This is a genomic window from Burkholderia sp. SR8, from assembly GCF_052851275.1.
On the sequence record NZ_JAULUC010000020.1, the window covers coordinates 51,575 to 72,649 of the forward strand.

The 21,075-nt window shown below is 69.6% G+C and carries 20 protein-coding genes; 7 read left to right on the plus strand and 13 right to left on the minus strand.

Translation table 11 applies throughout. The annotated features are described in order from the left end of the window. The first annotated feature begins 12 nt into the window (after positions 1-12). The 4 genes from iolD (at position 13) to Q3A80_RS23035 (ending at position 4,350) form a co-directional block, all read left to right on the plus strand. Positions 13-1,896, plus strand: coding sequence for a 3D-(3,5/4)-trihydroxycyclohexane-1,2-dione acylhydrolase (decyclizing) (gene iolD / locus Q3A80_RS23020; protein ID WP_446331171.1), 1,884 nt, complete (start codon positions 13-15; stop codon positions 1,894-1,896). A 57-nt stretch (positions 1,897-1,953) separates the two neighbouring features. Continuing rightward, positions 1,954-2,883 carry a myo-inosose-2 dehydratase gene (iolE, locus tag Q3A80_RS23025; protein WP_446331172.1) on the plus strand — a complete coding sequence of 310 codons (930 nt, stop codon included), beginning with the start codon at positions 1,954-1,956 and terminating at the stop codon, positions 2,881-2,883. 55 nt (positions 2,884-2,938) lie between these two features. Continuing rightward, positions 2,939-3,757, plus strand: a complete 819-nt coding sequence (iolB, locus tag Q3A80_RS23030; RefSeq protein ID WP_446331173.1) for a 5-deoxy-glucuronate isomerase — start codon at positions 2,939-2,941, stop codon at positions 3,755-3,757. Positions 3,758-3,855: 98 nt separating this feature from the next. After that, positions 3,856-4,350 carry a heme-degrading domain-containing protein gene (locus tag Q3A80_RS23035; RefSeq protein ID WP_446331174.1) on the plus strand — a complete coding sequence of 165 codons (495 nt, stop codon included), beginning with the start codon at positions 3,856-3,858 and terminating at the stop codon, positions 4,348-4,350. 22 nt (positions 4,351-4,372) lie between these two features. On the opposite strand, the gene Q3A80_RS23040 is transcribed toward Q3A80_RS23035, so the two are convergent. From Q3A80_RS23040 to Q3A80_RS23075, 8 genes are all read right to left on the minus strand, one after another. Next, entirely contained in the window at positions 4,373-5,119 is a 747-nt protein-coding gene (locus Q3A80_RS23040) for a glucose 1-dehydrogenase (protein ID WP_446331175.1), read from the minus strand. Between the two features lie 206 nt (positions 5,120-5,325). Then, positions 5,326-6,030: an ABC transporter ATP-binding protein gene (locus tag Q3A80_RS23045; protein WP_446331176.1), complete on the minus strand. Its 705-nt coding sequence runs from the start codon at positions 6,028-6,030 to the stop codon at positions 5,326-5,328. Beyond that, positions 6,027-6,776, minus strand: a complete 750-nt coding sequence (locus Q3A80_RS23050; protein WP_446331177.1) for an ABC transporter ATP-binding protein — start codon at positions 6,774-6,776, stop codon at positions 6,027-6,029. The genes Q3A80_RS23045 and Q3A80_RS23050 overlap by 4 nt, the downstream gene beginning before the upstream one ends. After that, positions 6,773-7,999 carry a branched-chain amino acid ABC transporter permease gene (locus tag Q3A80_RS23055; RefSeq protein ID WP_446331178.1) on the minus strand — a complete coding sequence of 409 codons (1,227 nt, stop codon included), beginning with the start codon at positions 7,997-7,999 and terminating at the stop codon, positions 6,773-6,775. Before Q3A80_RS23055 ends, Q3A80_RS23050 begins: the two co-directional genes overlap by 4 nt. Continuing rightward, complete coding sequence (locus Q3A80_RS23060; RefSeq protein ID WP_446331239.1) at positions 7,992-8,930, minus strand: branched-chain amino acid ABC transporter permease; 939 nt, start codon at positions 8,928-8,930, stop codon at positions 7,992-7,994. Before Q3A80_RS23060 ends, Q3A80_RS23055 begins: the two co-directional genes overlap by 8 nt. 22 nt (positions 8,931-8,952) lie before the next feature. Continuing rightward, a complete protein-coding gene (locus Q3A80_RS23065) occupies positions 8,953-9,390 on the minus strand; it encodes an acyl-CoA thioesterase (protein WP_446331179.1) in 438 nt (145 codons plus the stop codon). Positions 9,391-9,550: 160 nt separating this feature from the next. Further along, complete coding sequence (locus Q3A80_RS23070; protein ID WP_446331180.1) at positions 9,551-10,087, minus strand: NUDIX domain-containing protein; 537 nt, start codon at positions 10,085-10,087, stop codon at positions 9,551-9,553. Positions 10,088-10,209: 122 nt separating this feature from the next. Next, a complete protein-coding gene (locus Q3A80_RS23075) occupies positions 10,210-11,493 on the minus strand; it encodes a YbfB/YjiJ family MFS transporter (protein ID WP_446331181.1) in 1,284 nt (427 codons plus the stop codon). 121 nt (positions 11,494-11,614) lie between these two features. Here Q3A80_RS23075 and Q3A80_RS23080 point away from each other — a divergent pair, with 121 nt between their 5' ends. Then, a complete protein-coding gene (locus tag Q3A80_RS23080; protein ID WP_446331182.1) occupies positions 11,615-12,544 on the plus strand; it encodes a LysR family transcriptional regulator in 930 nt (309 codons plus the stop codon). A gap of 159 nt (positions 12,545-12,703) precedes the next feature. Here the strand turns inward: Q3A80_RS23080 and alaS are convergent, their stop codons facing one another. After that, a complete protein-coding gene (gene alaS / locus Q3A80_RS23085; protein WP_446331183.1) occupies positions 12,704-15,328 on the minus strand; it encodes an alanine--tRNA ligase in 2,625 nt (874 codons plus the stop codon). A gap of 239 nt (positions 15,329-15,567) precedes the next feature. Here alaS and Q3A80_RS23090 point away from each other — a divergent pair, with 239 nt between their 5' ends. Then, the gene (locus Q3A80_RS23090) at positions 15,568-16,788 is read left to right on the plus strand and encodes a CaiB/BaiF CoA transferase family protein (RefSeq protein ID WP_446331184.1); all 1,221 of its coding nucleotides are present in this window, start codon (positions 15,568-15,570) and stop codon (positions 16,786-16,788) included. Between the two features lie 270 nt (positions 16,789-17,058). Here Q3A80_RS23090 and Q3A80_RS23095 read toward each other — a convergent pair whose 3' ends face one another. Further along, positions 17,059-17,628 carry an RBBP9/YdeN family alpha/beta hydrolase gene (locus Q3A80_RS23095; protein ID WP_446331185.1) on the minus strand — a complete coding sequence of 190 codons (570 nt, stop codon included), beginning with the start codon at positions 17,626-17,628 and terminating at the stop codon, positions 17,059-17,061. A gap of 172 nt (positions 17,629-17,800) precedes the next feature. Further along, positions 17,801-18,010 carry an ornithine acetyltransferase gene (locus tag Q3A80_RS23100; RefSeq protein WP_006497729.1) on the minus strand — a complete coding sequence of 70 codons (210 nt, stop codon included), beginning with the start codon at positions 18,008-18,010 and terminating at the stop codon, positions 17,801-17,803. A gap of 253 nt (positions 18,011-18,263) precedes the next feature. Here Q3A80_RS23100 and Q3A80_RS23105 point away from each other — a divergent pair, with 253 nt between their 5' ends. After that, positions 18,264-19,973 (plus strand): glutamine--tRNA ligase/YqeY domain fusion protein, encoded by a 1,710-nt coding sequence (locus Q3A80_RS23105; protein WP_446331186.1) that lies wholly within the window; start codon positions 18,264-18,266, stop codon positions 19,971-19,973. A gap of 123 nt (positions 19,974-20,096) precedes the next feature. Here Q3A80_RS23105 and Q3A80_RS23110 read toward each other — a convergent pair whose 3' ends face one another. Both Q3A80_RS23110 and Q3A80_RS23115 read right to left on the minus strand, forming a co-directional pair. Then, a complete protein-coding gene (locus Q3A80_RS23110) occupies positions 20,097-20,567 on the minus strand; it encodes an NUDIX hydrolase (protein WP_446331240.1) in 471 nt (156 codons plus the stop codon). 11 nt (positions 20,568-20,578) lie between these two features. Then, positions 20,579-20,965, minus strand: coding sequence for a hypothetical protein (locus tag Q3A80_RS23115; RefSeq protein WP_446331187.1), 387 nt, complete (start codon positions 20,963-20,965; stop codon positions 20,579-20,581). Positions 20,966-21,075: the final 110 nt, after the last annotated feature.

A 21,075-nucleotide genomic window follows, 5' to 3' on the forward strand; every position in this document is an offset into this window, starting at 1 on the left:
GATCGACAGACGATGACCACCACCGTGAGACTGACCGTCAGCCAGGCGCTCGTGCGCTACCTGGCCGCCCTGCGCGCCGAAGTCGTCCAGCCGGACGGCCGCACCGAAATCCTGCCGTACTGCGGCGGCGTGTTCGCGATCTTCGGCCACGGCAACGTGGCCGGGCTCGGCGAAGCGCTGCACGCCGAGAAGCACCGGCTGCCGACGTTCCGCGCGCACAACGAGCAAGGAATGGCGAATGCGGCCGTCGCGTTCGCGAAGGCGAATTTCCGCCAGCGGATGATGGCCGCGACGTCGAGCATCGGCCCCGGGGCGACCAACATGCTGACTTCCGCCGCGCTCGCGCACGTCGGCCGGCTGCCGCTGTTGCTGCTGCCCGGCGACGTGTTCGTGTCGCGCCTGCCCGACCCGGTGCTGCAGCAGGTCGAGGATTTCGAACAAGGCGACGTCAGCGCGAACGACTGCTTCCGGCCGGTCACGCGCTACTTCGACCGGATCACGTCGCCCGAACAGCTGCTCGTCGCGCTGCCGCGCGCGATCCAGGTGATGACCGATCCCGCGCAATGCGGGCCCGTGTGTCTCGCGCTGCCGCAGGACGTGCAGACGTTCGCGTACGACTGGCCCGAGGATTTCTTCGCGCCGCCGGTGATCCGGATGCGCCGGCCGCCGGCCGACGCGCTCGAGCTCGCCGATGCGCTCGACGTGCTGAAGGCCGCGAAGAAGCCGCTGATCGTTGCCGGCGGCGGCGTGCTGTACAGCCAGGCGTGGGACGCGCTGCGCGCGTTCGCGGACACGCACGGCGTGCCGGTCGCCGAATCGCAGGCCGGCAAGGGCAGCCTCGCGTGGGACCACCCGCTGAACCTCGGATCGATCGGCGTGACGGGCTCGCCCGCCGCGAACCGCGCGGCCGCGCAGGCCGACGTGGTGTTCGCGGTCGGCACGCGGCTGCAGGACTTCACGACCGGCTCGCATGCGCTGTTCGGCCACGCGACGCTGCTGAGCCTGAACGTGCAGCCGTTCGATGCGGGCAAGAAGCGCGGCCGGCAACTGATCGCCGATGCGCGCACGGGCCTCGGCCAGTTGTCGGCCGCGCTCGCGGGCTGGCAGGCCGATGCGTCATGGACGGCCGCGAACCGCGACCAGGCCGCCGCGTGGAACGCGCGCGTAACCGAGCTGACCACGCGCGTGCCGCAGGACACGCTGCCGTACGACGCGGAAGTGATCGGCGCGGTGCGCGACTCCGCGGCCGACGCGGGGCGCGACAGCGCGCGCGACGATCTCGTCGTGTGCGCGGCCGGCACGCTGCCGGCCGAACTGCACAAGCTGTGGCGCAGCGGCGTGCCCGGCAACTATCACATGGACTATGCGTATTCGTGCATGGGCTACGAGGTCGCGGGCGGCCTCGGCGCGAAGCTCGCGCGACCCGAGCGCGAAGTGATCGTGATCGTCGGCGACGGCTCGTACATGATGCTCAACGCGGAACTCGCGACGTCGGTGCTGCTCGGCCGCAAGATCATCGTCGTGATCCTCGACAACCGCGGCTACGGCTGCATCGAGCGGCTGCAACTGAACTGCGGCGGCGCGAGCTTCAACAACATGCTCGACGACTGCGTGCCCGAAGGCGGCGAACGCTCGACGATCGACTTCGCGATGCATGCGCGTGCGATGGGCGCCGAAGCCGTGCACGTGCGCGACGTCGCCGAGCTGCGCCACGAGATGAAGCGCGCGCGGGCGGCGAAGACGAGCCAGGTGCTCGTGATCGACACGACGCATCAGCGCACGACTGAAGACGGCGGCGCATGGTGGGAAGTCGCGGTGCCGCAGGTGTCCGCGCGCGCCGGCGTCGAGCGCGCGCACCACGCCTATCTCGACGAGAAAACCCGGCAGCGGCGCTGATCCGCCCTTTCGATCGGCCGCGCCGACACAACAACATTCGAACCCAGGAAACACGCCATGAGCTGGAACGTTCGCATCGGTATCAATCCCCTGTCGTGGATGAACGACGACCTGCCGTCGCTCGGCGGCGAGACGCCGCTCGAGACGGCGCTGAAGGAAGGCGCCGAGATCGGCTACGCGGGCTTCGAGCTCGGCAACAAGTTTCCGAAGACGGGCCCCGAGCTGAAGGCGAAGCTCGCCGAGTTCGGGCTCGTGTGCGTATCCGGCTGGTATTCGGGATTCCTAGCGGAAGTCGCGCCGGGCATGAGCGATGCCGACGCGGTCGCCGCCGAGATCGAGCGTTGCCGCGCGCACATGACGAAGCTGCAGTACAACGACGTGAAGGTGGTCGTATACGGCGAATGCGCGGGCACGATCCAGGGCAGCATCGACACGCCGGTCGCGAAGCGGCCGCGCTTCGTCGACGACGAAACGTGGCAGCGCTATGCGGCGCGCCTCGACGCGTTCGGTGCGCACCTGCTCGACACGTACGGGATCAAGCTCGCCTACCATCACCACATGGGCGCCTACGTCGAGTCGCCTGCGGACGTCGACCGGCTGATGGCGCTGACCGATCCCGCGAAGGTGTTTCTGCTGTTCGACACCGGTCACGCGTATTTCGGCGGCGCGGCCGATCCGGTCGCGCTGTTGAAGAAGCATGTGGCGCGCGTCGTGCACGTGCACTGCAAGGACGTGCGTCCGCAGGTCGTCACGCAGGCGCGCAACGGCGGCTGGAGCTTCCTGAACGGCGTGATCAACGGCACCTTCACGGTGCCCGGCGACGGCGCGCTCGATTACGAGGCGACGCTGCGCACGCTGAAGGACGCCGGCTACGAAGGCTGGCTCGTCGTCGAGGCCGAGCAGGATCCGGCCGTCGCACCGAGCTATCAGTATGCGAAGAAGGGCTACGAGTCGCTGCGCGCGATCGTCGACCGCTTGAGCGCCTAAACGCCTGAGCGCTCGATTGTTTGAGCGCCGTCATCTCATCGAGGAGCTTCACTCCATGACGATTTCTCCCCTGCTGGTCAAGGCATCGCCCGAGCGCGAAATCTGCAACGTCACGCCGGAGTCGGCCGGCTGGCAACACGTCGGCTTTCGCGCGCTGCGCCTGAAGGCCGGCGACACCGAAACGGTCGAGACGGGTACGCGCGAACTGTGCGTGGTCGTGCTGACGGGCACGGTGCGCGCCGAAGTCGACGGCGAAACCTACGATGCGCTCGGCAAGCGCGACAGCGTGTTCGAGGAAGTCTCGCCGGACGCGCTGTACGTGCCGGGCGGCAAGACCGTCACGCTGGTTGCGACGCGCGACGCCGAAGTCGCGCTGTGCACCGCGCCGTACGCAAGCGGCGACAAGCGCGTGCAGCGCCTCGACGGCGAACGGATGCGCCGCGCGGTGCGCGGGCAAGGCACCAACACGCGCTACGTGTGCGACATCCTGATGGGCGACAACCCGGCCGCGGACCGGCTGCTCGTCGTCGAAGTGATCACGCCCGCGAGCCACTCGAGCAGCTACCCGCCGCACAAGCACGATCGCGACGCGGCGCCCGACGAAACGTCGCTCGAGGAAACCTATTACCACCGGATCGATCCGCCGCAGGGCTTCGCGTTCCAGCGCGTGTACACGGACGATCGCAGTCTCGACGAAGCGTGCGCGGTGGAGAACCACGACGTCGTGATGGTGCCGCGCGGCTATCACCCGGTGGTCGCGCCGCATGGCTACAACCTGTACTACCTGAACGTGATGGCCGGACCGAGCCGCGCGTGGGCGTTCAAGAACGATCCCGCGCACGAATGGATGCTCGATGCGGCACCGAAGCGTTGACGTGTCGATGCGTTGACGCATCGATGCGCCGGGCGATCGACCGTTGGCGCGACGCCCGGCGTGCACACGAACCGCAGTTGCGACGACACGGAGCAGCCATGGCGACTACCTTCCCGCGCTTCGCACCCGCGCCCTTCGGCGATACGGCGTCGGTTCCGATGCTGGCGCACTTCGATGCGGACGTCGCGCGCCGGCTCGGCGACATCGCGATCAATCTCGCTTCGCGACGCGGGCTGCCGATCGCGGTCGGCATCGTCGGCGAAGCGGCACCGCTGTTCTACTGCGCGCGCGACGGCAGCGGCGCGCACCACAGCGACGCGATCCGCCGCCGGCAGAATACGGTGTTGCGCTTCGGCGCGAGCTCGCTCGAGGTCGGCGCGCGCTTTCGCCGCGCCGGCTGGTCGTTGCAGTCGCAGGGATTGTCGGACGCCGACTATGCGCTCGACGGCGGCGGCGTGCCGTTGCGGCTCGCCGGCGGTGCGATCGTCGGCGCGATGACGATCGCGGGGCTCGACGACGAACGCGATCATGCGCTCGTCGTCGAGAGCCTGCGCTGGCACGTCGGCGCGAACGCGCTCGCGATGATCGCGTAGCGGCGCACGCCGGCTTGCGCGATCAGTGCAGCCCGCCGCTCGCGACGAGGCGCTCGCCGGTCAGCCAGCGCGCATCGTCCGATGCGAGGAACACGGCGACCGACGCGATGTCGTCCGGCTCGCCGAGGCGGCCGAGCGGCGTCTGGCTCTGCACCTGCTTGTCGAGATCCGAACCGATGATGCCCGCGCTGTGCGTGCCTTCGGTCACGACCATCCCCGGGTTGATCGCGTTCACGCGGATCTTGCGCGGGCCGAGTTCCAGCGCGAGCACGCCGGTGATCGCGTCGACCGCGCCCTTGGTGCCGCTGTACACGGCGCTTGCCGGCGGCGTGATGCTCGTCACCACCGAGCTGATGTTGATGATGCTCGCGCCTTCGCCGAGATGCTTGACGGCCGCCTGCGTCGTCAGCAGCACGCCGAACACGTTCGTGTCGAACTGCCGGCGATAGTGCTCTTCGGTGATCGCTTCGATCGGCGCGAATTCGTACACGCCGGAGTTGTTGACCAGCACGTCGAGACGGCCGTAGGTCTCGATCGCCGTGTCGACGATGCGCTGCGCATCGGCTGCCTTCGACACGTCGCCGCCGACGGCGACCGCGCGGCCGCCCGCTGCGACGATCGCGCTCACCACGGCGTCGGCACCGGCCTTGCTGCTCGCGTAGTTGACGACGACCGACGCGCCTTCGGCGGCCAGCGCCTTCGCAATGGCGGCGCCGATGCCCTTGGAACCGCCCGTGACGATCGCTACCTTGTTTGCCAGCTTGCTCATGATTGCATTCCTCAGTCGGAAGACCTCGATGGATGGGCGCCGGCTGCGCGTTGCGTTGCGTTGCGTTGCGTTGCGTTGCGTTGCGTTGCGTCGCGTCGCGCACCGGCCTTGCTGGCAATCTTCGCGGTTCGCGCGGCCGCGATAAAGCGGCTCGACACGAATTGACTGGCGGGGTTTGCCGAACAATCGGCGAGATGTGCGTGCGCTCAGCCGGCACTCAGCCACGTGCCGACGACGTCGCTGCCGAGGCCGTCGAGCGCACCGTCGTGGACGATCCGTCCCCGCCCCATCACCGCGACGCGCTGCGCGAGCCGCGGCGCGAGCTGCAGCCGCTGCTCGATCAGCAGGATCGCGACGCCGTCGGCCTGCAGCGCCGCCAGACACGCGCGGACCGCGTCGACCGCGAGCGGCGCGAGCCCTTCGGCCGGTTCGTCGACGATCAGCACGCGCGGGCCGCCGGCGAGCGCGCGCACCAGCGCGAGCACCTGCTGTTCGCCGCCCGACAGCCGGCCGGCCTTCACGTCGGCACGCGCACCCAGCAGCGGAAAGCGTGCGAGCAGCCGGTCGAGCGCCGCACGTTCGGCCGCGCCGCTCACGCCGCGCAGCCCGAGCCGCAGGTTGTCGCGCACGCTCAGCAGCGGAAACACGTCGCGGCTTTCCGCGACGTAAGCGACGCCGCGCCGCGCAATCTCGAACGTGCGCGCGCCCGCGCATTCGACATCGGCGACGCGCACCGAGCCCGCCGTGCGCACGAGCCCCATCACGGCCTTCGCGAGCGTCGAGCGGCCCGAGCCGTTGCGGCCGAGCAGCGCCAGTGTCTCGCCCGGCGCGAGTGCGAGGTCGACGCCGTCGAGCACCGGCTGCAGCCCGTACCACGCGCGCAGCCCGCGAATGTCGAGCAGCGCGCTCATGTGCGCTCGCCCAGATAGGCCGCGCGCACGGCCGGATCCGCGCGGATCGCGTCCGGCGCGCCGGTCGCGACCACCGTGCCGCGCACGAGCACCGTGATGCGCTCGGCGAAGCCGAACACCGCGTCCATGTCGTGCTCGATCATCAACACCGTGCGGCCCTGCGTCATCGCGCGGATCAACGCGATCATCCGCGCCGCCTGGTCGCGGTTCATGCCGGCCGTCGGTTCGTCGAGCAACAGCGTGCGCGCGCCGCTCGCGAGCGCGATGCCGAGATCGAGCGCGCGCTGTTCCGCGTAGCCGAGTTCGCCGGCCGGCGCATCGCGCCGCGCATCGAGACCGATGTCGTGCAGCACGCGCGCGGCCGCGCGATCGACCGACGCCGACTCGCGCAGCCGGTTCCACCAGCGGCGCCGCTCGGCCGGCGCATGCAGCGCCGCGCAGCGCAGGTTGTCGAACACGCTGAGCCGCGCGAATGCGCTCGTCTGCTGGAAACTGCGGCCGATGCCGAGCCGGCTCGCGACGACCGGCCCGCGCCCGCGCAGCTCGACGCCGTGCAGCACGACGCGCCCGCGCGTCGGCCGCGTCGCGCCGGCAATCACGCCGAACAGCGTCGACTTGCCCGCGCCGTTCGGCCCGATCAGCGCATGACGCTCGCCGGCCGACACGCTCAGGTCGATACCGTCGAGCACCGTTTGCGCACCGAAGCGCTGCACGATGCCGTGGAGCGCGATCGCGTTGCCGATCATCGCGCGTCTCCGTGCGTGCCGTGCCCGTGGTTCGTCAGCCGTGCGCGCCAGCCCCACAGCAGCGTGCCGATGCCGGCCGCCGAGCATGCAACGGCCCAGCCGGCCGGCGCATCGGCATCGATGCCCCACGCGCCGAATGCAAGGCCCGCACCGTCGTCCTGCGCGAAGCGCCACGCATAGCCGAGCTCGGCCGCGCAGACGATCGCGACGGCCCAGAACACGCATGCGCCGGCGCCGCACAGCACGCGCCAGCGCTCGGCAGCCGGCGCGTCGCGGCGCAACGCATGCGCGAGCGTCTGCGCGAGGCCGGCGATGCCGCGCGGCGCGGCGACGACGACTGCAACGAACAGCACACCGAGATACAGCGCCCACGCACGCGACACGCCCGCGACCACGACGCTCAGCGCGGTCAGCACCACCGCGCCGGCCGCGGGCCCGAAGAACGTGCCGGTGCCGCCGATCACCGCGGCGATCAGCACCGTCGCCGAGCGCGCCATCGACACGCTGTCCGGCGTCGCGACCTCGACGTCGATCAGCGTGAGCGTGCCCGCGACGCCCGCGAAGAACGACGCGCACGTGACCATCGCGAGCCGGACGCGGCGCGGATCGGTGCCGAGCGCGGCGACGCGCGCCGGGTTGTCGCGCACCGCGTTCGCGAGCCGCGCGAGCGGCGTGCGCGTCAACGCGTGCATCGCCAGCGCCGACACGATGCACCACGCGGCGATCACCGCGTAGGCCTGCGTCGGCGCACCGAAATTCCAGCCGCCCAACGGCGTGCCGCTCGCGCGGTCGATCGGCACGCCGCCGAGACCGCCGAACCATGCGGGCACGCTCCACGCGGCCGCCGCGACGCATTCGCCGAGGCCGAGCGTGATCATCGCGAACACGGTGCCCGCGCGGCGTGTCGCCAGCAGCCCGGCGCCGAACCCGAAGCCCGCGCCGGCCGCGCCGCCGACGAGCGGCAACAACGGCAGCGGGCCGCCGACATGATTGAACCAGTGCGCGGCGGCGAACGCGCCGAGGCCCGCGAACGCGGCATGGCCGAACGACAGCAGCCCGGTCGTGCCGAGCTGCAGGTTGTACGACAGCGCGAGCACGACGAGCGCGGCCGTCTGCGCGAGATAGCCGAGGACCGCGCCATGCGGCCACAGCCACGCGGGCAGCGCGACGCATGCGGCGAACGGCACCCAGCGCAGCGCGCCGGCCCACGCGCGGCTAGCCATCGACACGCTCGCCGAACAGCCCGCGCGGACGGGCGACCAGCACCGCGACGAGCAGCAGGTACGGCACCAGCGGCGCGAGCTGCGCGATCGATACGGCCGCAACGCTGTCGGGCAGCGCGACACCGGCCCATTGCGCGAAGTCGCGCAGCGACGTGTCGCTGGACGCCGCGAAGGTCTGCGCGAAGCCGACCGCGAGCGACGCGACGAACGCGCCGCCGAGCGAACCGAGCCCGCCGATCACGACGACCGCGAACACGATCGACCCGACGGTCTCGGCCAGCGCCGGTTCGATCACCGCGAGCGGCGCGCCGATCACGCCGGCCAGCGCGGCAAGCGCGGTGCCCGCGCCGAACAGGCCCGTCATCATGCGCGGCACGTCGTAGCCGAGCGCCTCGACGGCCGCGCGGTGCGTGAGCGCGGCGCGCACGACGAGCCCGATGCGCGACGCGCGCAGCAATGCGCCGAGCGCGACCAGCATCGCCGCGGACATCGTCATCATGAACAGCCGGTAGCGCGGCAGTGCGAGACCGAACACCGCGACGGGCGCGCCGTCGAACAGCGGCGGCACCGGGGCCGGCAGCGGCGCGAGGCCCCATACGAGCTTCGCCCCCTCGCCGATCAGGTATGCGAGGCCGAAGGTCAGCAGCAGTTCATTCGTGTGACCGCCGCGCGCCTGCACGCGGCGCAGCAGCCAGCGCTCGCAGCCGGCGCCGAGCAGCCCGACGATCGGCGGCGCGAACACGAGCGCGGCCCAGAACCCCGCGCGTGCGGCGATGCCGTAGCCGACGTACGCGCCGAGCATGTAGAAGCTCGCATGCGCGAAGTTGAGCACGCCCTGCACGCTGAAGATCAGCGTGAGGCCGGCCGACAGCATGAACAGCAGCAATCCGTAGCTCAGGCCGTTGAACGCCTGGAGCGCGAACGCGTGCACCGCCGCCACCGCCGCGCGCCCGTCAGCCGGCGAGCGGCTCGAGCGCCGCGCGCAGCGCATCCGGCAGCGGCAGCGGGCGGCGCGTGCCGCGATCGACGTACACGTGCACGAAATGCCCCTGCGCGGCCGGCGATGTTTCCCCGGCCGCGAACAATCCGATCTCGTAGCGCACGCTCGACGTGCCGAGCTTCGCGACGCGCAGCCCCGCATCGACCGACTGCGGAAACACGAGCGGCGCGAAGTAGTTGCACTGCGTCTCGACCACGAGGCCGATCGTCTGGCCGTGTTCGACGTCGAGCACGCCCGCGCGGATCAGGTACGCGTTCACGACGGTGTCGAAGTAGCTGTAGTAGACGACGTTGTTCACGTGCCCGTACACGTCGTTGTCCATCCAGCGGGTCGTGATCGGCAGGAAGTGGCGATAGGCGTCGCGCGGACGCGGCTGCGGCTTGTCGGACATGGCGATGGCGGTCAGGAGCACGAAAGGGACGAAGGGCGCAACGGCGATGAACCGGACGTTGCACGGCCGCCGTGCGGGACGGCACGCGCGAGAACGGCCGGATGCCGCGTCGCGATCGTGCGCGGCGCGGCGGACGACAGGCGGGAAGCCGGGCGGCCCGTCACTGCCCCGCTCGATCGACGAATTCGAAATCGAGCCCGCGCGCGCGCATCCAGTCGGCCAGCGCATAGCCCGTGCCGGCGCGCCACGGGCGCAACAGCGGCGGATCGACGAGCCGGTACTCCAGCAGTTCCGGCGACAGCGCGACGGTGCCCGACGCGCGCACGTGGTACGCGATGATCAGCTCGTTCTTGCGGATGAATTCATAGACGCCGACCAGCGTGACCTGCTCCGCCTTCAGCGCGGTTTCCTCGAACACCTCGCGCGCGATGCCGTCCTCGGGCGTCTCGCCGTTCTCGAGGAAGCCCGTGATCAGCGCGAACATCCCTTCCGGCCAGGCTGCGTTGCGCGCGAGCAGGATCTTGCCGTCGAGCTCGACGATCGCGGCGACCACCGGCAGCGGGTTGTTCCAGTGCACGTAGCCGCACACGTCGTCCGGGCAGACCTGGCGCACGCGCGCGCCTTCGTGTTCGGGATCGGCGCGCTCGGTCAGCGGGCGCGCGCAGCGCGGGCAAAAACGGTAGTCGGCGGTGGTCATCGATGAGAGGTCTGCGGGCGTCTCGCGGCAGCATGCGGGCCGCGTCGCGCGCCCGCTCGGCGCGGGAAAGGCTTCATTCTAGCGAGTTTGGCCGCGCCGCAGACGATCCGGCCCCGATGACGTCAGGGTTGCGTTCGGCCGCGCGCACGTCCGCGTGCGGCGGTCGCCGCGAAGCCGGCCGCGCCGGCGAGCAATGCGGCCGCCGCGACCCACAACGCCGGCGAGAACGACCCGAAGCGCGTGGTCAGCGGCGCCGCGACGAGCGGACCGAGGATCTGCCCGACCCCGTAAGATGCGGTCGCATAGCCCATCAAGCCGGCCGCGCGTTCGCCGTGCAGGCGCCGCGCCTCGCGCATCGCGAACAGCGTGATCGCAGTGAACGGCAGGCCGAGCAGCGCGCTGCCGACCGAGAAGCCGGCCGCGTTCGGCCACACGATCCCGGCCGCGATCCCCAGCGCCTGCGTCGCGCAGCCGGCCGCGAGCAGCAGCCGGTTGTCCCAGTGGCCGGGCAGCCGCGACGCCGCGATCGCGCCGACGATCAGCGCCGCGCCGAACATCGGCCAGAACAGGTCCGGCCACGGCGAGCCGGCCGGCAGCGCGGCACGCGCGATCACCGGCAGGAACGTCGCGGTGATGATGTAGCCGAAGCCCGGCATCCCGTACAGCACGACGAGCCACGCGGCATCGGTGCGACGGTGGCGCGGGTCGTGCGAAGCCGCCGAAGCACTCGAAGCGGCGGCCCCCGCCGGCCGCGACGAGGCGGCGGACAGCCCGGCCTGCGACGCCGATGCCGATGCCGATGCCGGCGCGCTGCCGAACGTGCGCCAGATCGCGACCGACAGCACCGCCGACAACGCCGCGAACCCGAGCCAGCCGGGCGCCGCGCGATGACCGGCCAGCGCGCTGCCGATCAACCCCGTCAGCACGATGCCGACGCCGGGCCCCGCGTAGATCACGCCGCTCCACTCGGGCGCGTGCAGCTCGGTGAGCCGCCGCAGGCCCCATTGCGACACGAACACGAACGTCCACGCGCTGACGACGCCCGCGACGAAGCGCACCACGAGCCAGACGGACAGCAGATGGCCGATGCCCATCGCGGCGGTCAGCAACACGGTGGCGGCCAGCCCGAAGCGCACCATCCGCGCGGGCGCGACGCGCACCGCCGCGCAACTCACCGCGCCGACGAAATAGCCCGCGTAGTTCGCCGATGCGAGCCAGCTGCCGGCCTTCAGGCCGATCGAGCCGTCGCCGAGCATCAGCGGCAGCAGCGGCGTGAACGCGAAGCGGCCGACGCCGAGCGCGACCGCGAGCCCGATCATGCAGGCGAGCGCGGCCACGCGGGCGCGGCGGTCGGCGTCATCGGACAGGTGCGCGGCGGCGGCGCCCGGAGCATCGGAACGGGACATGGCGGCAACGGCCGCGCGCTGCACGCCGGCCGAACGGAAATCGGAATACCTGTATCGTAGCTTGACCAAACGTTCTCGAAAAATGAATAATCAAGAATCCGCATATCTCACGGAGAGAATCATGGATCTGGCGGCGCTGGCGATTTTCCGGGCCGTCGTGCGCGAGAACGGCGTGACGCGCGCGGCGGCGAAGCTCAATCGCGTGCAGTCGAACGTGACGACGCGCATCAAGCAGCTCGAGGAGGAACTCGGCGCGGCGCTGTTCGTGCGCGACGGGCGCCGGCTCGTGCTGACACCGGCCGGGCACACGCTGCTGCCGTATGCGGAGCGGCTGCTCGCGCTCGCCGACGAGGCGCGCGACGCGGTGCGCGAGGACACGCCGCGCGGCCGCTTGCGACTCGGCACGATGGAAAGCACGGCCGCGAGCCGGCTGCCGGCCGTGCTCGCGCGCTATCACCATGCATGGCCGGACGTGTCGCTGGAACTCGTGACCGGCACGACGGGCTGGCTGATCGACCGGCTGCGCGACTTCGAGGTCGACGCCGCGCTGTTCGCGCGGCCGCCGGCGCCGGACACGCTGCCCGACACGTTCGAAACGGTGCCGATCTATCGCGAGGAGCTGGTGCTGCTGACGCCGCGCGGCCATCCGCCGGTGCGCACGCCGCGCGACGTGATCCTGCCGACGCTGATCGCGTTCGAGCGCGGCTGCACGTACCGGAAATACGTCGAGCAATGGTATGCGGCGTACGGGATGAAACCGGCGCGCGTGCTCGAACTCGGCTCGTATCACGCGATCGTCGCGTGCGTCGCGGCCGGCGCGGGCATCGCGGTCGCGCCGAGGTCGGTGCTCGACCTGCAGCCGGAAACCGGCAACGTCGCGACCCATACGATCGCCGAACTCGACGGCATCGACACGCTGCTCGCGTGGCGGCACGGTTACGCGTCGGCGGCGCTTGCCGCGCTGCGCGATGCGCTCGGCGAGGCTGCGGCGGAATCGGGCGACGCGGCGAAGGCCGCGGCGGTGCCGGTGTCGGCGTCGGTGTCGGTCTAAGTCGGCCGTAGTCGGCAGCCCGGGCGGCCGCCGACACCGGTTCATCGTTCACGCCGACAGAAAACGAAACGACCCGACCGGCACACCTGCCGATCGGGTCGTTTTTCATGCGATGGACGCGATGCGCTCAGCTCGACCGCATCGCGTCAGCCGTGACGATCAAAGACGCGCTTCGACCCAGCCCTTGACGCCCGCGAGCGCACCCGGCAGGTTCGCCGGTTCCGTGCCGCCTGCCTGCGCCATGTCCGGACGGCCGCCGCCCTTGCCGCCGACCTGTTGCGCGACGAAGTTCACGAGCTCGCCGGCCTTGACCTTCTTGCTCGCGTCCGGCGTGACACCCGCGATCAGGCTGACCTTGCCGCCTTCGACGGCTGCCAGCACGATCGCCGCGTTCTTCAGCTTGTCCTTCAGCTTGTCGACCGTTTCGCGCAGCGTCTTCGCGTCCGCGCCGTCGAGCGTCGCAGCCAGCACGTACACGCCGCCGACTTCGACGGCCTGCTGCGCGAGCTCGTCGCCCTGGCTCGATGCGAGCTTCGACTTCAGCGCGCCCAGTTCCTTCTCGAGCGACTTCACCTGCTCCTGCACCTGCGCGATGCGCTGCGTCAGTTCCGACGGCTGCGCCTTCAGCGCGGCCGCCGCTTCGTTCACGCGCGCGTCGAGTTCCTGCACGTAGCGCACCGCGTTGTCGCCGGTGATCGCCTCGACCCGGCGGATGCCGGCCGCGACGCCGCCTTCGACGACGATCTTGAACAGGCCGATGTCGCCGGTGCGATGCACGTGCGTGCCGCCGCACAGTTCGCGCGAGAAGCCGAGGTCGAGCACGCGCACTTCATCGCCGTACTTCTCGCCGAACAGCGCCATCGCGCCGCCCTTCACCGCTTCGTCGTACGGCATCACGCGCACGATGCCCGGCGCGTTCGCCAGGATCTCGTTGTTGACGATCTGCTCGACGCGACGGATTTCGTCGTCGGTCATAGGTGCGTTGTGCGCGAAGTCGAAACGGGTCTTTTCCGCGTCGACGAGCGAACCCTTCTGCTGCACGTGCGAGCCGAGCACTTCGCGCAGCGCCTTGTGCATCAGGTGCGTCGCCGAGTGGTTGCGCTGCGTGCGCGCGCGGCGATGCGCGTCGATTTCCGCGCGCAGCACGTCGCCCACTTTCAGCGTGCCCTGCTCCAGCGTGCCGTGGTGGCCGATCACGTCGGCCTGCACCTTCAGCGTGTCGGCCACCGCGAAGCGCGTCGCGGCGTTCGCGAGCACGCCCTGGTCGCCGACCTGGCCACCCGATTCCGCGTAGAACGGCGTGTGATCGAGCACGACGACCGCATCCTGGCCGGCCTTCACTTCGTTGACGGCCGAACCGTCGACATACAGCGCGACGACCTTCGCGTCGTCGAACGCGATTTCCTCGTAACCGTGGAAGGTGGTCTTTGCGCCCGAGTATTCGAGGCCCTGCGTCGCCTTGAACTTGCCGGCCGCGCGCGCCTGCTCGCGCTGGCGCGCCATCGCGTCGTCGAATGCCGGCTCGTCGACCGTCATCCCGCGCTCGCGGCACACGTCGGCCGTGAGGTCGAGCGGGAAGCCGTACGTGTCGTGCAGCTTGAACGCGAGTTCGCCGTCGAGCACCTTGCCGCCCTTCGCTTCGACGTCGGCGAGCGCCGCTTCGAGGATCGACATCCCGTGCTCGATCGTTTCGAAGAAGCGCTCCTCTTCCTGGCGCAGCACGTCGGTCACGCGCTGTTCGGCTTCCTTCAGCTCCGGATAGGCTGCGCCCATCTCGGCGACGAGATCGGCCACCAGCTTGTGGAAGAACGAGCCCTTGCGGCCCAGCTTGTAGCCGTGACGGATCGCGCGGCGCACGATCCGGCGCAGCACGTAGCCGCGGCCTTCGTTGCCGGGGATCACGCCGTCGACGATTAGGAACGAGCACGCGCGGATGTGATCGGCGATCACCTTCAGCGAGTTGTTCGTGAGGTCGCTGATTTCGGTCACGCGCGCGGCGGCCTTGATCAGGTTCTGGAACAGGTCGATCTCGTAGTTGCTGTGCACGTGCTGCAGCACCGCGGCGAGACGCTCGAGGCCCATGCCGGTGTCGACCGACTGCTTCGGCAGGCGCGTCATGTTGCCCTGCGCGTCGCGGTTGAACTGCATGAACACGAGGTTCCAGATCTCGATGTAGCGGTCGCCGTCTTCTTCGGGCGATCCCGGCGGGCCGCCCCACACGTCCGGGCCGTGGTCGTAGAAGATCTCGGTACACGGGCCGCACGGGCCGGTGTCGCCCATCGTCCAGAAGTTGTCCGACGCGTAGCGCGCGCCCTTGTTGTCGCCGATCCGGATGATCCGCTCGGTCGGCACGCCGACTTCCTTCGCCCAGATGTCGTACGCCTCGTCGTCTTCCTGGTAGACGGTGACCCACAGCTTTTCCTTCGGCAGCTTGTAGACCTCGGTCAGCAGCTCCCACGCGAAGCGGATCGCGTCGTGCTTGAAGTAGTCGCCGAACGAGAAGTTGCCGAGCATCTCGAAGAACGTGTGGTGGCGCGCCGTGTAGCCGACGTTCTCGAGGTCGTTGTGCTTGCCGCCCGCGCGCACGCTGCGCTGCGCCGTCGTGGCGCGCGAGTACGGGCGCTGGTCCGTGCCGAGGAACACGTCCTTGAACTGGACCATGCCCGAGTTCGTGAACATCAGCGTGGGGTCGTTACCGGGCACGAGGCTCGACGAGCGGACGATCGTGTGGCCCTTCGATTCGAAGAATTTGAGGAATTTCTCGCGGATTTCGGCAGCTTTCATGGCGTGCGGGGAATGTCTGGCTGAGACGGCTTCAAACGCCGGCCGTCCTCGCGGACGCACGGCGGGCAAATATCCTAAACGATCGATTATACGATACAGATCGGCGGCCCCGACGGCAGCGGCCCGCCGCGCCGGCCGCGCCGCCTGGGCCACCGGCGCGGCCGATTCGCCTTAAGATGCTCGGCATGCCAATCCGCCTTGCTCCGGCCGGGCGAGCCACGAAAGGAGACGATTCGACGATGGGTGCCCTGAGCCATATCCGCGTGCTGGACCTCACCCGCGTGCTCGCGGGCCCGTGGTGCGCGCAGACGCTTGCCGATTTCGGCGCGGACGTGATCAAGGTCGAGCGCCCCGGCGCCGGCGACGACACGCGCCACTGGGGGCCGCCGTACCTGAAGGACGCGGCCGGCGCCGATACGGCCGAGGCCGCGTACTACCTCGCGGCGAACCGCAACAAGCGTTCGGTGACGGTCGACATCGCGACGCCCGAAGGCCAGCAGATCGTGCGCGAGCTCGCCGCGCAGAGCGACGTCGTGCTCGAGAACTACAAGGTCGGCCAGCTGAAGAAATACGGGCTGGACTACGACTCGCTGCGCGCGGTGAAGCCGGACCTCGTCTACTGCTCGGTCACGGGCTTCGGCCAGACCGGCCCGTACGCGCACCGCGCGGGCTACGACTTCATCGTGCAGGGAATCGGCGGTTTCATGAGCATCACCGGCGAGCGCGACAGCGAGCCGGGCGGCGGCCCGCAGAAGGCCGGCGTCGCGATCGCCGATCTCGCGACCGGCCTCTATTCGACGATCGCGGTGCTGGCCGCGCTCGCGCACCGCGACCGCACGGGCGAAGGCCAGTACATCGACATGGCGCTGCTCGACGTGCAGGTCGCGCTGCTCGCGAACATGAACACCAACTTCCTCGCGAGCGGCAAGCCGCCGGTGCGCTGGGGCAACGCGCATCCGAACATCGTGCCGTACCAGACGTTCCAGACGAGCGACGGCTGGATCATCGTCGCGGTCGGCAACGACGGGCAGTTCCGCAAGTTCGTCGAGGCCGGCGGCCGGCCGGAACTGGCCGACGACGAACGGTTCGCGACCAACCCGTCGCGCGTGCGCCATCGCGACACGCTGGTGCCGATCCTCGCTGACATGGTGAAGGCGCGCGGCAAGGCCGACTGGATCGGCGCGCTCGAAGCGGCGGGCGTACCGTGCGGGCCGATCAACGAGCTCGACGAGGTGTTCGACAACGAGCAGGTGGTCGCGCGCGGAATGCAGGTGTCGTTGCCGCATCCGTGCGGCGCGGACGTGAAGCTCGTGCGCAATCCGATCCGGATGAGCGCGACGCCGCCGGATGCGCGCACCGCCCCGCCGCTGCTCGGCGCGCAGACGGAAGAGGTGCTGCGCGACATGCTCGGCTACGACGACGCGCGCATCGCGGCGCTGAAGGAGAAGCAGGCGATCTGAGCGGGGCCGGCGGGCGCGCGGCGGCGCGTGCGCACGCGTGCCGCGGCATGCGCCGGACACGTGCCGCGGGGTCGCAACGGATGACGTGCGTGCCCGCCGGCGCCGCGAACGCGCGAAGCCGCGCCGATCGCGGCGGCTATCGGCTATCGGCTATCGGCTATCGGCTATCGGCTATCGGCTATCGGCTTTCGGCTATCGGCTTTCGGCTTTCGGCTTTCGGCTTTCGGCTTTCGGCTTTCGGCTTTCGGCCAGTAGCTGACGGGCCAGTAGCTAACGCTCAAGCGCGTCAGCCTGACGCCCGAGCGCATCGAGCCAGCCACGCGCTTGCGGCCAGTCGCCGAGTCCGCTGTCCGCGTTGAGGTGGCCGCGCGCACCGAGATCATGGAATGCGCTGCCCCACGCGTTCGCGCGACCGCGCGCGAACGCGAGCGAGCCGTACGGATCGTCGCTGCTCGCGACCACGCAGGTCGGAAACGGCAGCCGCTCGTACGGCACCGGACCGAAGCCGTGTGCATCGACGGGAAACGCCGGCCCGCCCGGGTCCGGCAACGCGACGAGCAGCGCGCCGCGCACTTTCTCGAGCGCGGCCGGCCGCGCATAGCGGGTCGCCCACCATGCGGTGGTCAGCGTGCCGAGGCTATGCGCGGCGATCGTCACCGGGCCCGGCGCGGCCTCGACCGCGCGGTCGAGCGCGAGACACCAGCCGTTGCGGAACGCACGGTCCCAGTCGGGCATCGCGATCCGCACGAAACGCGGATCGGCCCGCTCCCAGCGGCTTTGCCAGTGGAGCGGGCCGGAGTTGCCGTAGCCCGGCAACACGAAAACGAGAGCGTCGTTCATGAAGGCTTCGTCGACGAGGAATGTCGTTATAGGACGTCGACGAAGTGTCGCACACCCGCTCCTCCCTGAGGCTGCCTGTCGAATCGCGGAATGGATGTGCGTTGAATCATCCGGAAGCGACGCGTGACGAACACCGTCGCGACCGGCCGGCGCTCACGCGCGCCGGCTGCGTTCAGCGCACGCCGGCGCCGACGAGGCCGCCGGCCGCTGCGCCGGCCACCGTGCCGACCGGGCCGCCCGTGATCAGGTAGCCGAGCGCGCCGCCTGCGGCCGCGCCGATACCGGCATTACGCTGGGTATGCGTCATCGCACATGCGCCGAGCTGCGACAGGGCCGCGACGATGACTGCGGTACGAACGAGAAAAGTGGTCTTCTTCATCATGATTGTTTGCGTCCTCCCGCCAGGCAAAAATTGCGAATGGCGGCATTGAATCGGTAAGGCCATCATAGAAAAAGCCGAACACGGGGAGCAATCCGATTTACGTCGTGTTACAGCCGACACACTATGGAGATATTGCGCTGCGCATCGCGAGCGGTCCCGCCCGGCGCGGCGACCCGCGCGGTACCGACCCCGCTCAGGTAGAATTGCAGGATTAAACCGGCGCGACGCGCCGACACAACCTGACGCCAACCGCATGAGCACCGAACGTAACGACGCCCCCGCGGCTTCCAATTTCATCCGCAACATCATCGACGACGACAACCGCACCGGCAAATGGGGCGGCCGCGTCGAGACGCGCTTTCCGCCCGAGCCGAACGGCTATCTGCACATCGGGCACGCGAAGAGCATCTGCCTGAACTTCAGCGTCGCGCGCGACTACGGCGGCGTGTGCCACCTGCGCTTCGACGACACGAACCCGGAAAAGGAAAGCGTCGAATACGTCGACTCGATCGTCGATGCGGTGCGCTGGCTCGGCTTCGACTGGCGCAAGGATGCAGTCGATCACCAGTACTTCGCGAGCGACTACTACGACAAGCTCTATGAATTCGCGGAACTGCTGATTCAGCGCGGCAAGGCGTACGTCGACAGCCAGAGCGCGGAAGAAATGCGCGCGAACCGCGGCTCGCTGACCGAAGGCGGCAAGCCGTCGCCGTTCCGCGACCGCTCGCCCGAGGAAAACCTCGACCTGTTCCGCCGGATGAAGGCCGGCGAGTTCAAGGAAGGCGAGCATGTGCTGCGCGCGAAGATCGACATGGCGTCGCCGAACATGAACATGCGCGACCCGGTCATCTACCGGATCCGCTACGCGCACCACTACCGCACCGGCGACGCATGGTGCGTGTATCCGATGTACGACTACACGCACTGCATCTCGGATGCGCTCGAAGGCATCACGCACTCGCTGTGCACGCTCGAGTTCGAGGATCACCGCCCGCTGTACGACTGGGTGCTCAACGAGCTCGCGGAAGCCGGCGTGTTCACGCGTCCGCTGCCGCAACAGATCGAATTCTCGCGCCTGAACCTCACGTACGCGATCACCAGCAAGCGCAAGCTGCTGCAGCTCGTCACCGAAGGCCATGTCGAAGGCTGGGACGACCCGCGCATGCCGACGATCGTCGGGATCCGCCGCCGCGGCTTCACGCCGGAGAGCATCCACCTGTTCTGCGAGCGGATCGGCGTGACGAAGGTCGACTCGTGGATCGACATGAGCGTGTTCGAAGGCGCGCTGCGCGACGACCTCGACGACAAGGCCCCGCGCTCGGTCGCCGTGCTCGATCCGCTGAAGCTCGTGATCGACAACTATCCGGAAGACCTCGAGGAAGCGTGCACGGCGCCCGTGCATCCGCACCACCCGGAACGCGGCGTGCGCACGTTCCCGATCTCGCGCGAGCTGTGGATCGAACGCGAAGATTTCGTCGAGAACCCGCCGAAGGGCTATTTCCGCCTGTTCCCGGGCAACAAGGTGCGCCTGCGCTACGGCTACGTGATCGAATGCACGGGCTTCGACAAGGACGCCGACGGCAACGTGACGGCCGTGCACTGCAACTACTTCCCGGACAGCAAGTCGGGCACCGAAGGCGCGAACAACTACAAGGTCAAGGGCAACATCCACTGGGTCAGTGCGAAGCATGCGCAGGCGGCCGAAGTGCGCATCTACGACCGGCTGTTCAAGGAGCCGCACCCGGACGCGGGCGGCGCGAACTTCCTCGATGCGCTGAACCCGGACTCGAAGAAGATCACGCACGCGTACGTCGAACCGGGCGCCGGCGACGTCGCACCGGAAACGCGCCTGCAGTTCGAGCGTCACGGCTACTTCGTCGCGGACCGCGTCGATTCGAAGCCGGGCAAGCCGGTGTTCAACCGGATCGTCGGGCTGCGCGACAGCTGGGGCAAGCCGGCCTGACGGCCGCTGCGCGCGCGACGGCGGCCGTGAGGTGCACGTCGCGCGACGATAAAAAAAACGGCCTTCGGGCCGTTTTTTATTGCGTGTGCGGAAATCGTTGCGGGCTGCCGAGGCTGGCTACGCTCATTCCCCCGCCAGCCGCCGATGCAGGTCCGCGAGCGACAGCGTCGTGCGGAACAGCCGCGCGAGGCTGCGGCTCGCATATGCGTCGACGTCGGCAGGCGCCGTCCAGCGATACGCGTCCATCTCGGGAATCAGTGAGCCGTCGCGGCGGCTCGGAAACAGCGACGTGCACGTGCAGTGCGCGGGATCGATCTCGTCGTCCGCGACCTGTACCGCGAACAGGTGCAGGTCCTTGTCGTGACGGTACGCGAAGCGGCCGAGATCGAGCAGTCGCGCGGCGTCGAACTCGATGCCGGTTTCCTCGCGCAACTCGCGCAGCGCCGCGTCGGTCGGCGTCTCGCCGGGCTCGCCCTGCCCCTTCGGGATGTCCCAGTGCGTGGTGTCCGTCGCATGTGCGAGGAACACGCGGCCGGCGCCGTCGAGGATCACGACGCCGCACGACACCGTGCGCGACGCACCGCTGCGCTTCATCGCGCGCGTGCTCAGCGCTTCTGCAGCTGCCACTTGCCCGCGGCGGTCTTGCAGAACACCGGCTTGAGCGTCATCGTCTGGCCCTTCGCGGCGATTTCGGTCGCGATCTCGCGGCAGGTCTTGCCGTCGTTCTCGGACGTCGACGGCGTGAGCTTCGCATCGATCTGCGTGCCGCGGCCGCTGCTCTGCCACGTCGTGGTCTCGCCGTCCTTGCCTTCGTCGCGCGCCTGCGCGACGGCCTGCGTCAGCGACGCGCGATCGGCCTTGCTGAAATAGGTGAGCGGCGTGTCGTTCAGGAAGCCCAGGTTGCTTTGCGCGTGGGCGGGCAGCATCGTGGCTGCGCACGCGGCGCCGGCCAGCACGCGCGTGACGATGGAAAGGGATGCACGCATCGACATGTGTTGTTCTCCTTGGATGTTCGATCGAACGGCGCGGCGCGCGGCCGGCGAACCGGCGGCCGGCGCTCCGGCCCGCACCACGCCGTCAGCGAGCGAGCATAGCATGCGTG

Coding starts and splice junctions, on each gene's coding strand:
- Q3A80_RS23115 (WP_446331187.1), bottom strand. CDS start 20,965: ATGTCGATGCGTGCATCCCTTTCCATCGTCACGCGCGTGCTGGCCGGC.
- Q3A80_RS23090 (WP_446331184.1), top strand. CDS start 15,568: ATGGGTGCCCTGAGCCATATCCGCGTGCTGGACCTCACCCGCGTGCTC.
- Q3A80_RS23095 (WP_446331185.1), bottom strand. CDS start 17,628: ATGAACGACGCTCTCGTTTTCGTGTTGCCGGGCTACGGCAACTCCGGC.
- Q3A80_RS23110 (WP_446331240.1), bottom strand. CDS start 20,567: ATGAAGCGCAGCGGTGCGTCGCGCACGGTGTCGTGCGGCGTCGTGATC.
- Q3A80_RS23065 (WP_446331179.1), bottom strand. CDS start 9,390: ATGTCCGACAAGCCGCAGCCGCGTCCGCGCGACGCCTATCGCCACTTC.
- Q3A80_RS23050 (WP_446331177.1), bottom strand. CDS start 6,776: ATGATCGGCAACGCGATCGCGCTCCACGGCATCGTGCAGCGCTTCGGT.
- Q3A80_RS23100 (WP_006497729.1), bottom strand. CDS start 18,010: ATGATGAAGAAGACCACTTTTCTCGTTCGTACCGCAGTCATCGTCGCG.
- Q3A80_RS23055 (WP_446331178.1), bottom strand. CDS start 7,999: ATGGCTAGCCGCGCGTGGGCCGGCGCGCTGCGCTGGGTGCCGTTCGCC.
- alaS (WP_446331183.1), bottom strand. CDS start 15,328: ATGAAAGCTGCCGAAATCCGCGAGAAATTCCTCAAATTCTTCGAATCG.
- Q3A80_RS23105 (WP_446331186.1), top strand. CDS start 18,264: ATGAGCACCGAACGTAACGACGCCCCCGCGGCTTCCAATTTCATCCGC.
- iolB (WP_446331173.1), top strand. CDS start 2,939: ATGACGATTTCTCCCCTGCTGGTCAAGGCATCGCCCGAGCGCGAAATC.
- Q3A80_RS23035 (WP_446331174.1), top strand. CDS start 3,856: ATGGCGACTACCTTCCCGCGCTTCGCACCCGCGCCCTTCGGCGATACG.
- iolD (WP_446331171.1), top strand. CDS start 13: ATGACCACCACCGTGAGACTGACCGTCAGCCAGGCGCTCGTGCGCTAC.
- Q3A80_RS23075 (WP_446331181.1), bottom strand. CDS start 11,493: ATGTCCCGTTCCGATGCTCCGGGCGCCGCCGCCGCGCACCTGTCCGAT.
- Q3A80_RS23080 (WP_446331182.1), top strand. CDS start 11,615: ATGGATCTGGCGGCGCTGGCGATTTTCCGGGCCGTCGTGCGCGAGAAC.
- Q3A80_RS23040 (WP_446331175.1), bottom strand. CDS start 5,119: ATGAGCAAGCTGGCAAACAAGGTAGCGATCGTCACGGGCGGTTCCAAG.
- Q3A80_RS23070 (WP_446331180.1), bottom strand. CDS start 10,087: ATGACCACCGCCGACTACCGTTTTTGCCCGCGCTGCGCGCGCCCGCTG.
- Q3A80_RS23045 (WP_446331176.1), bottom strand. CDS start 6,030: ATGAGCGCGCTGCTCGACATTCGCGGGCTGCGCGCGTGGTACGGGCTG.
- iolE (WP_446331172.1), top strand. CDS start 1,954: ATGAGCTGGAACGTTCGCATCGGTATCAATCCCCTGTCGTGGATGAAC.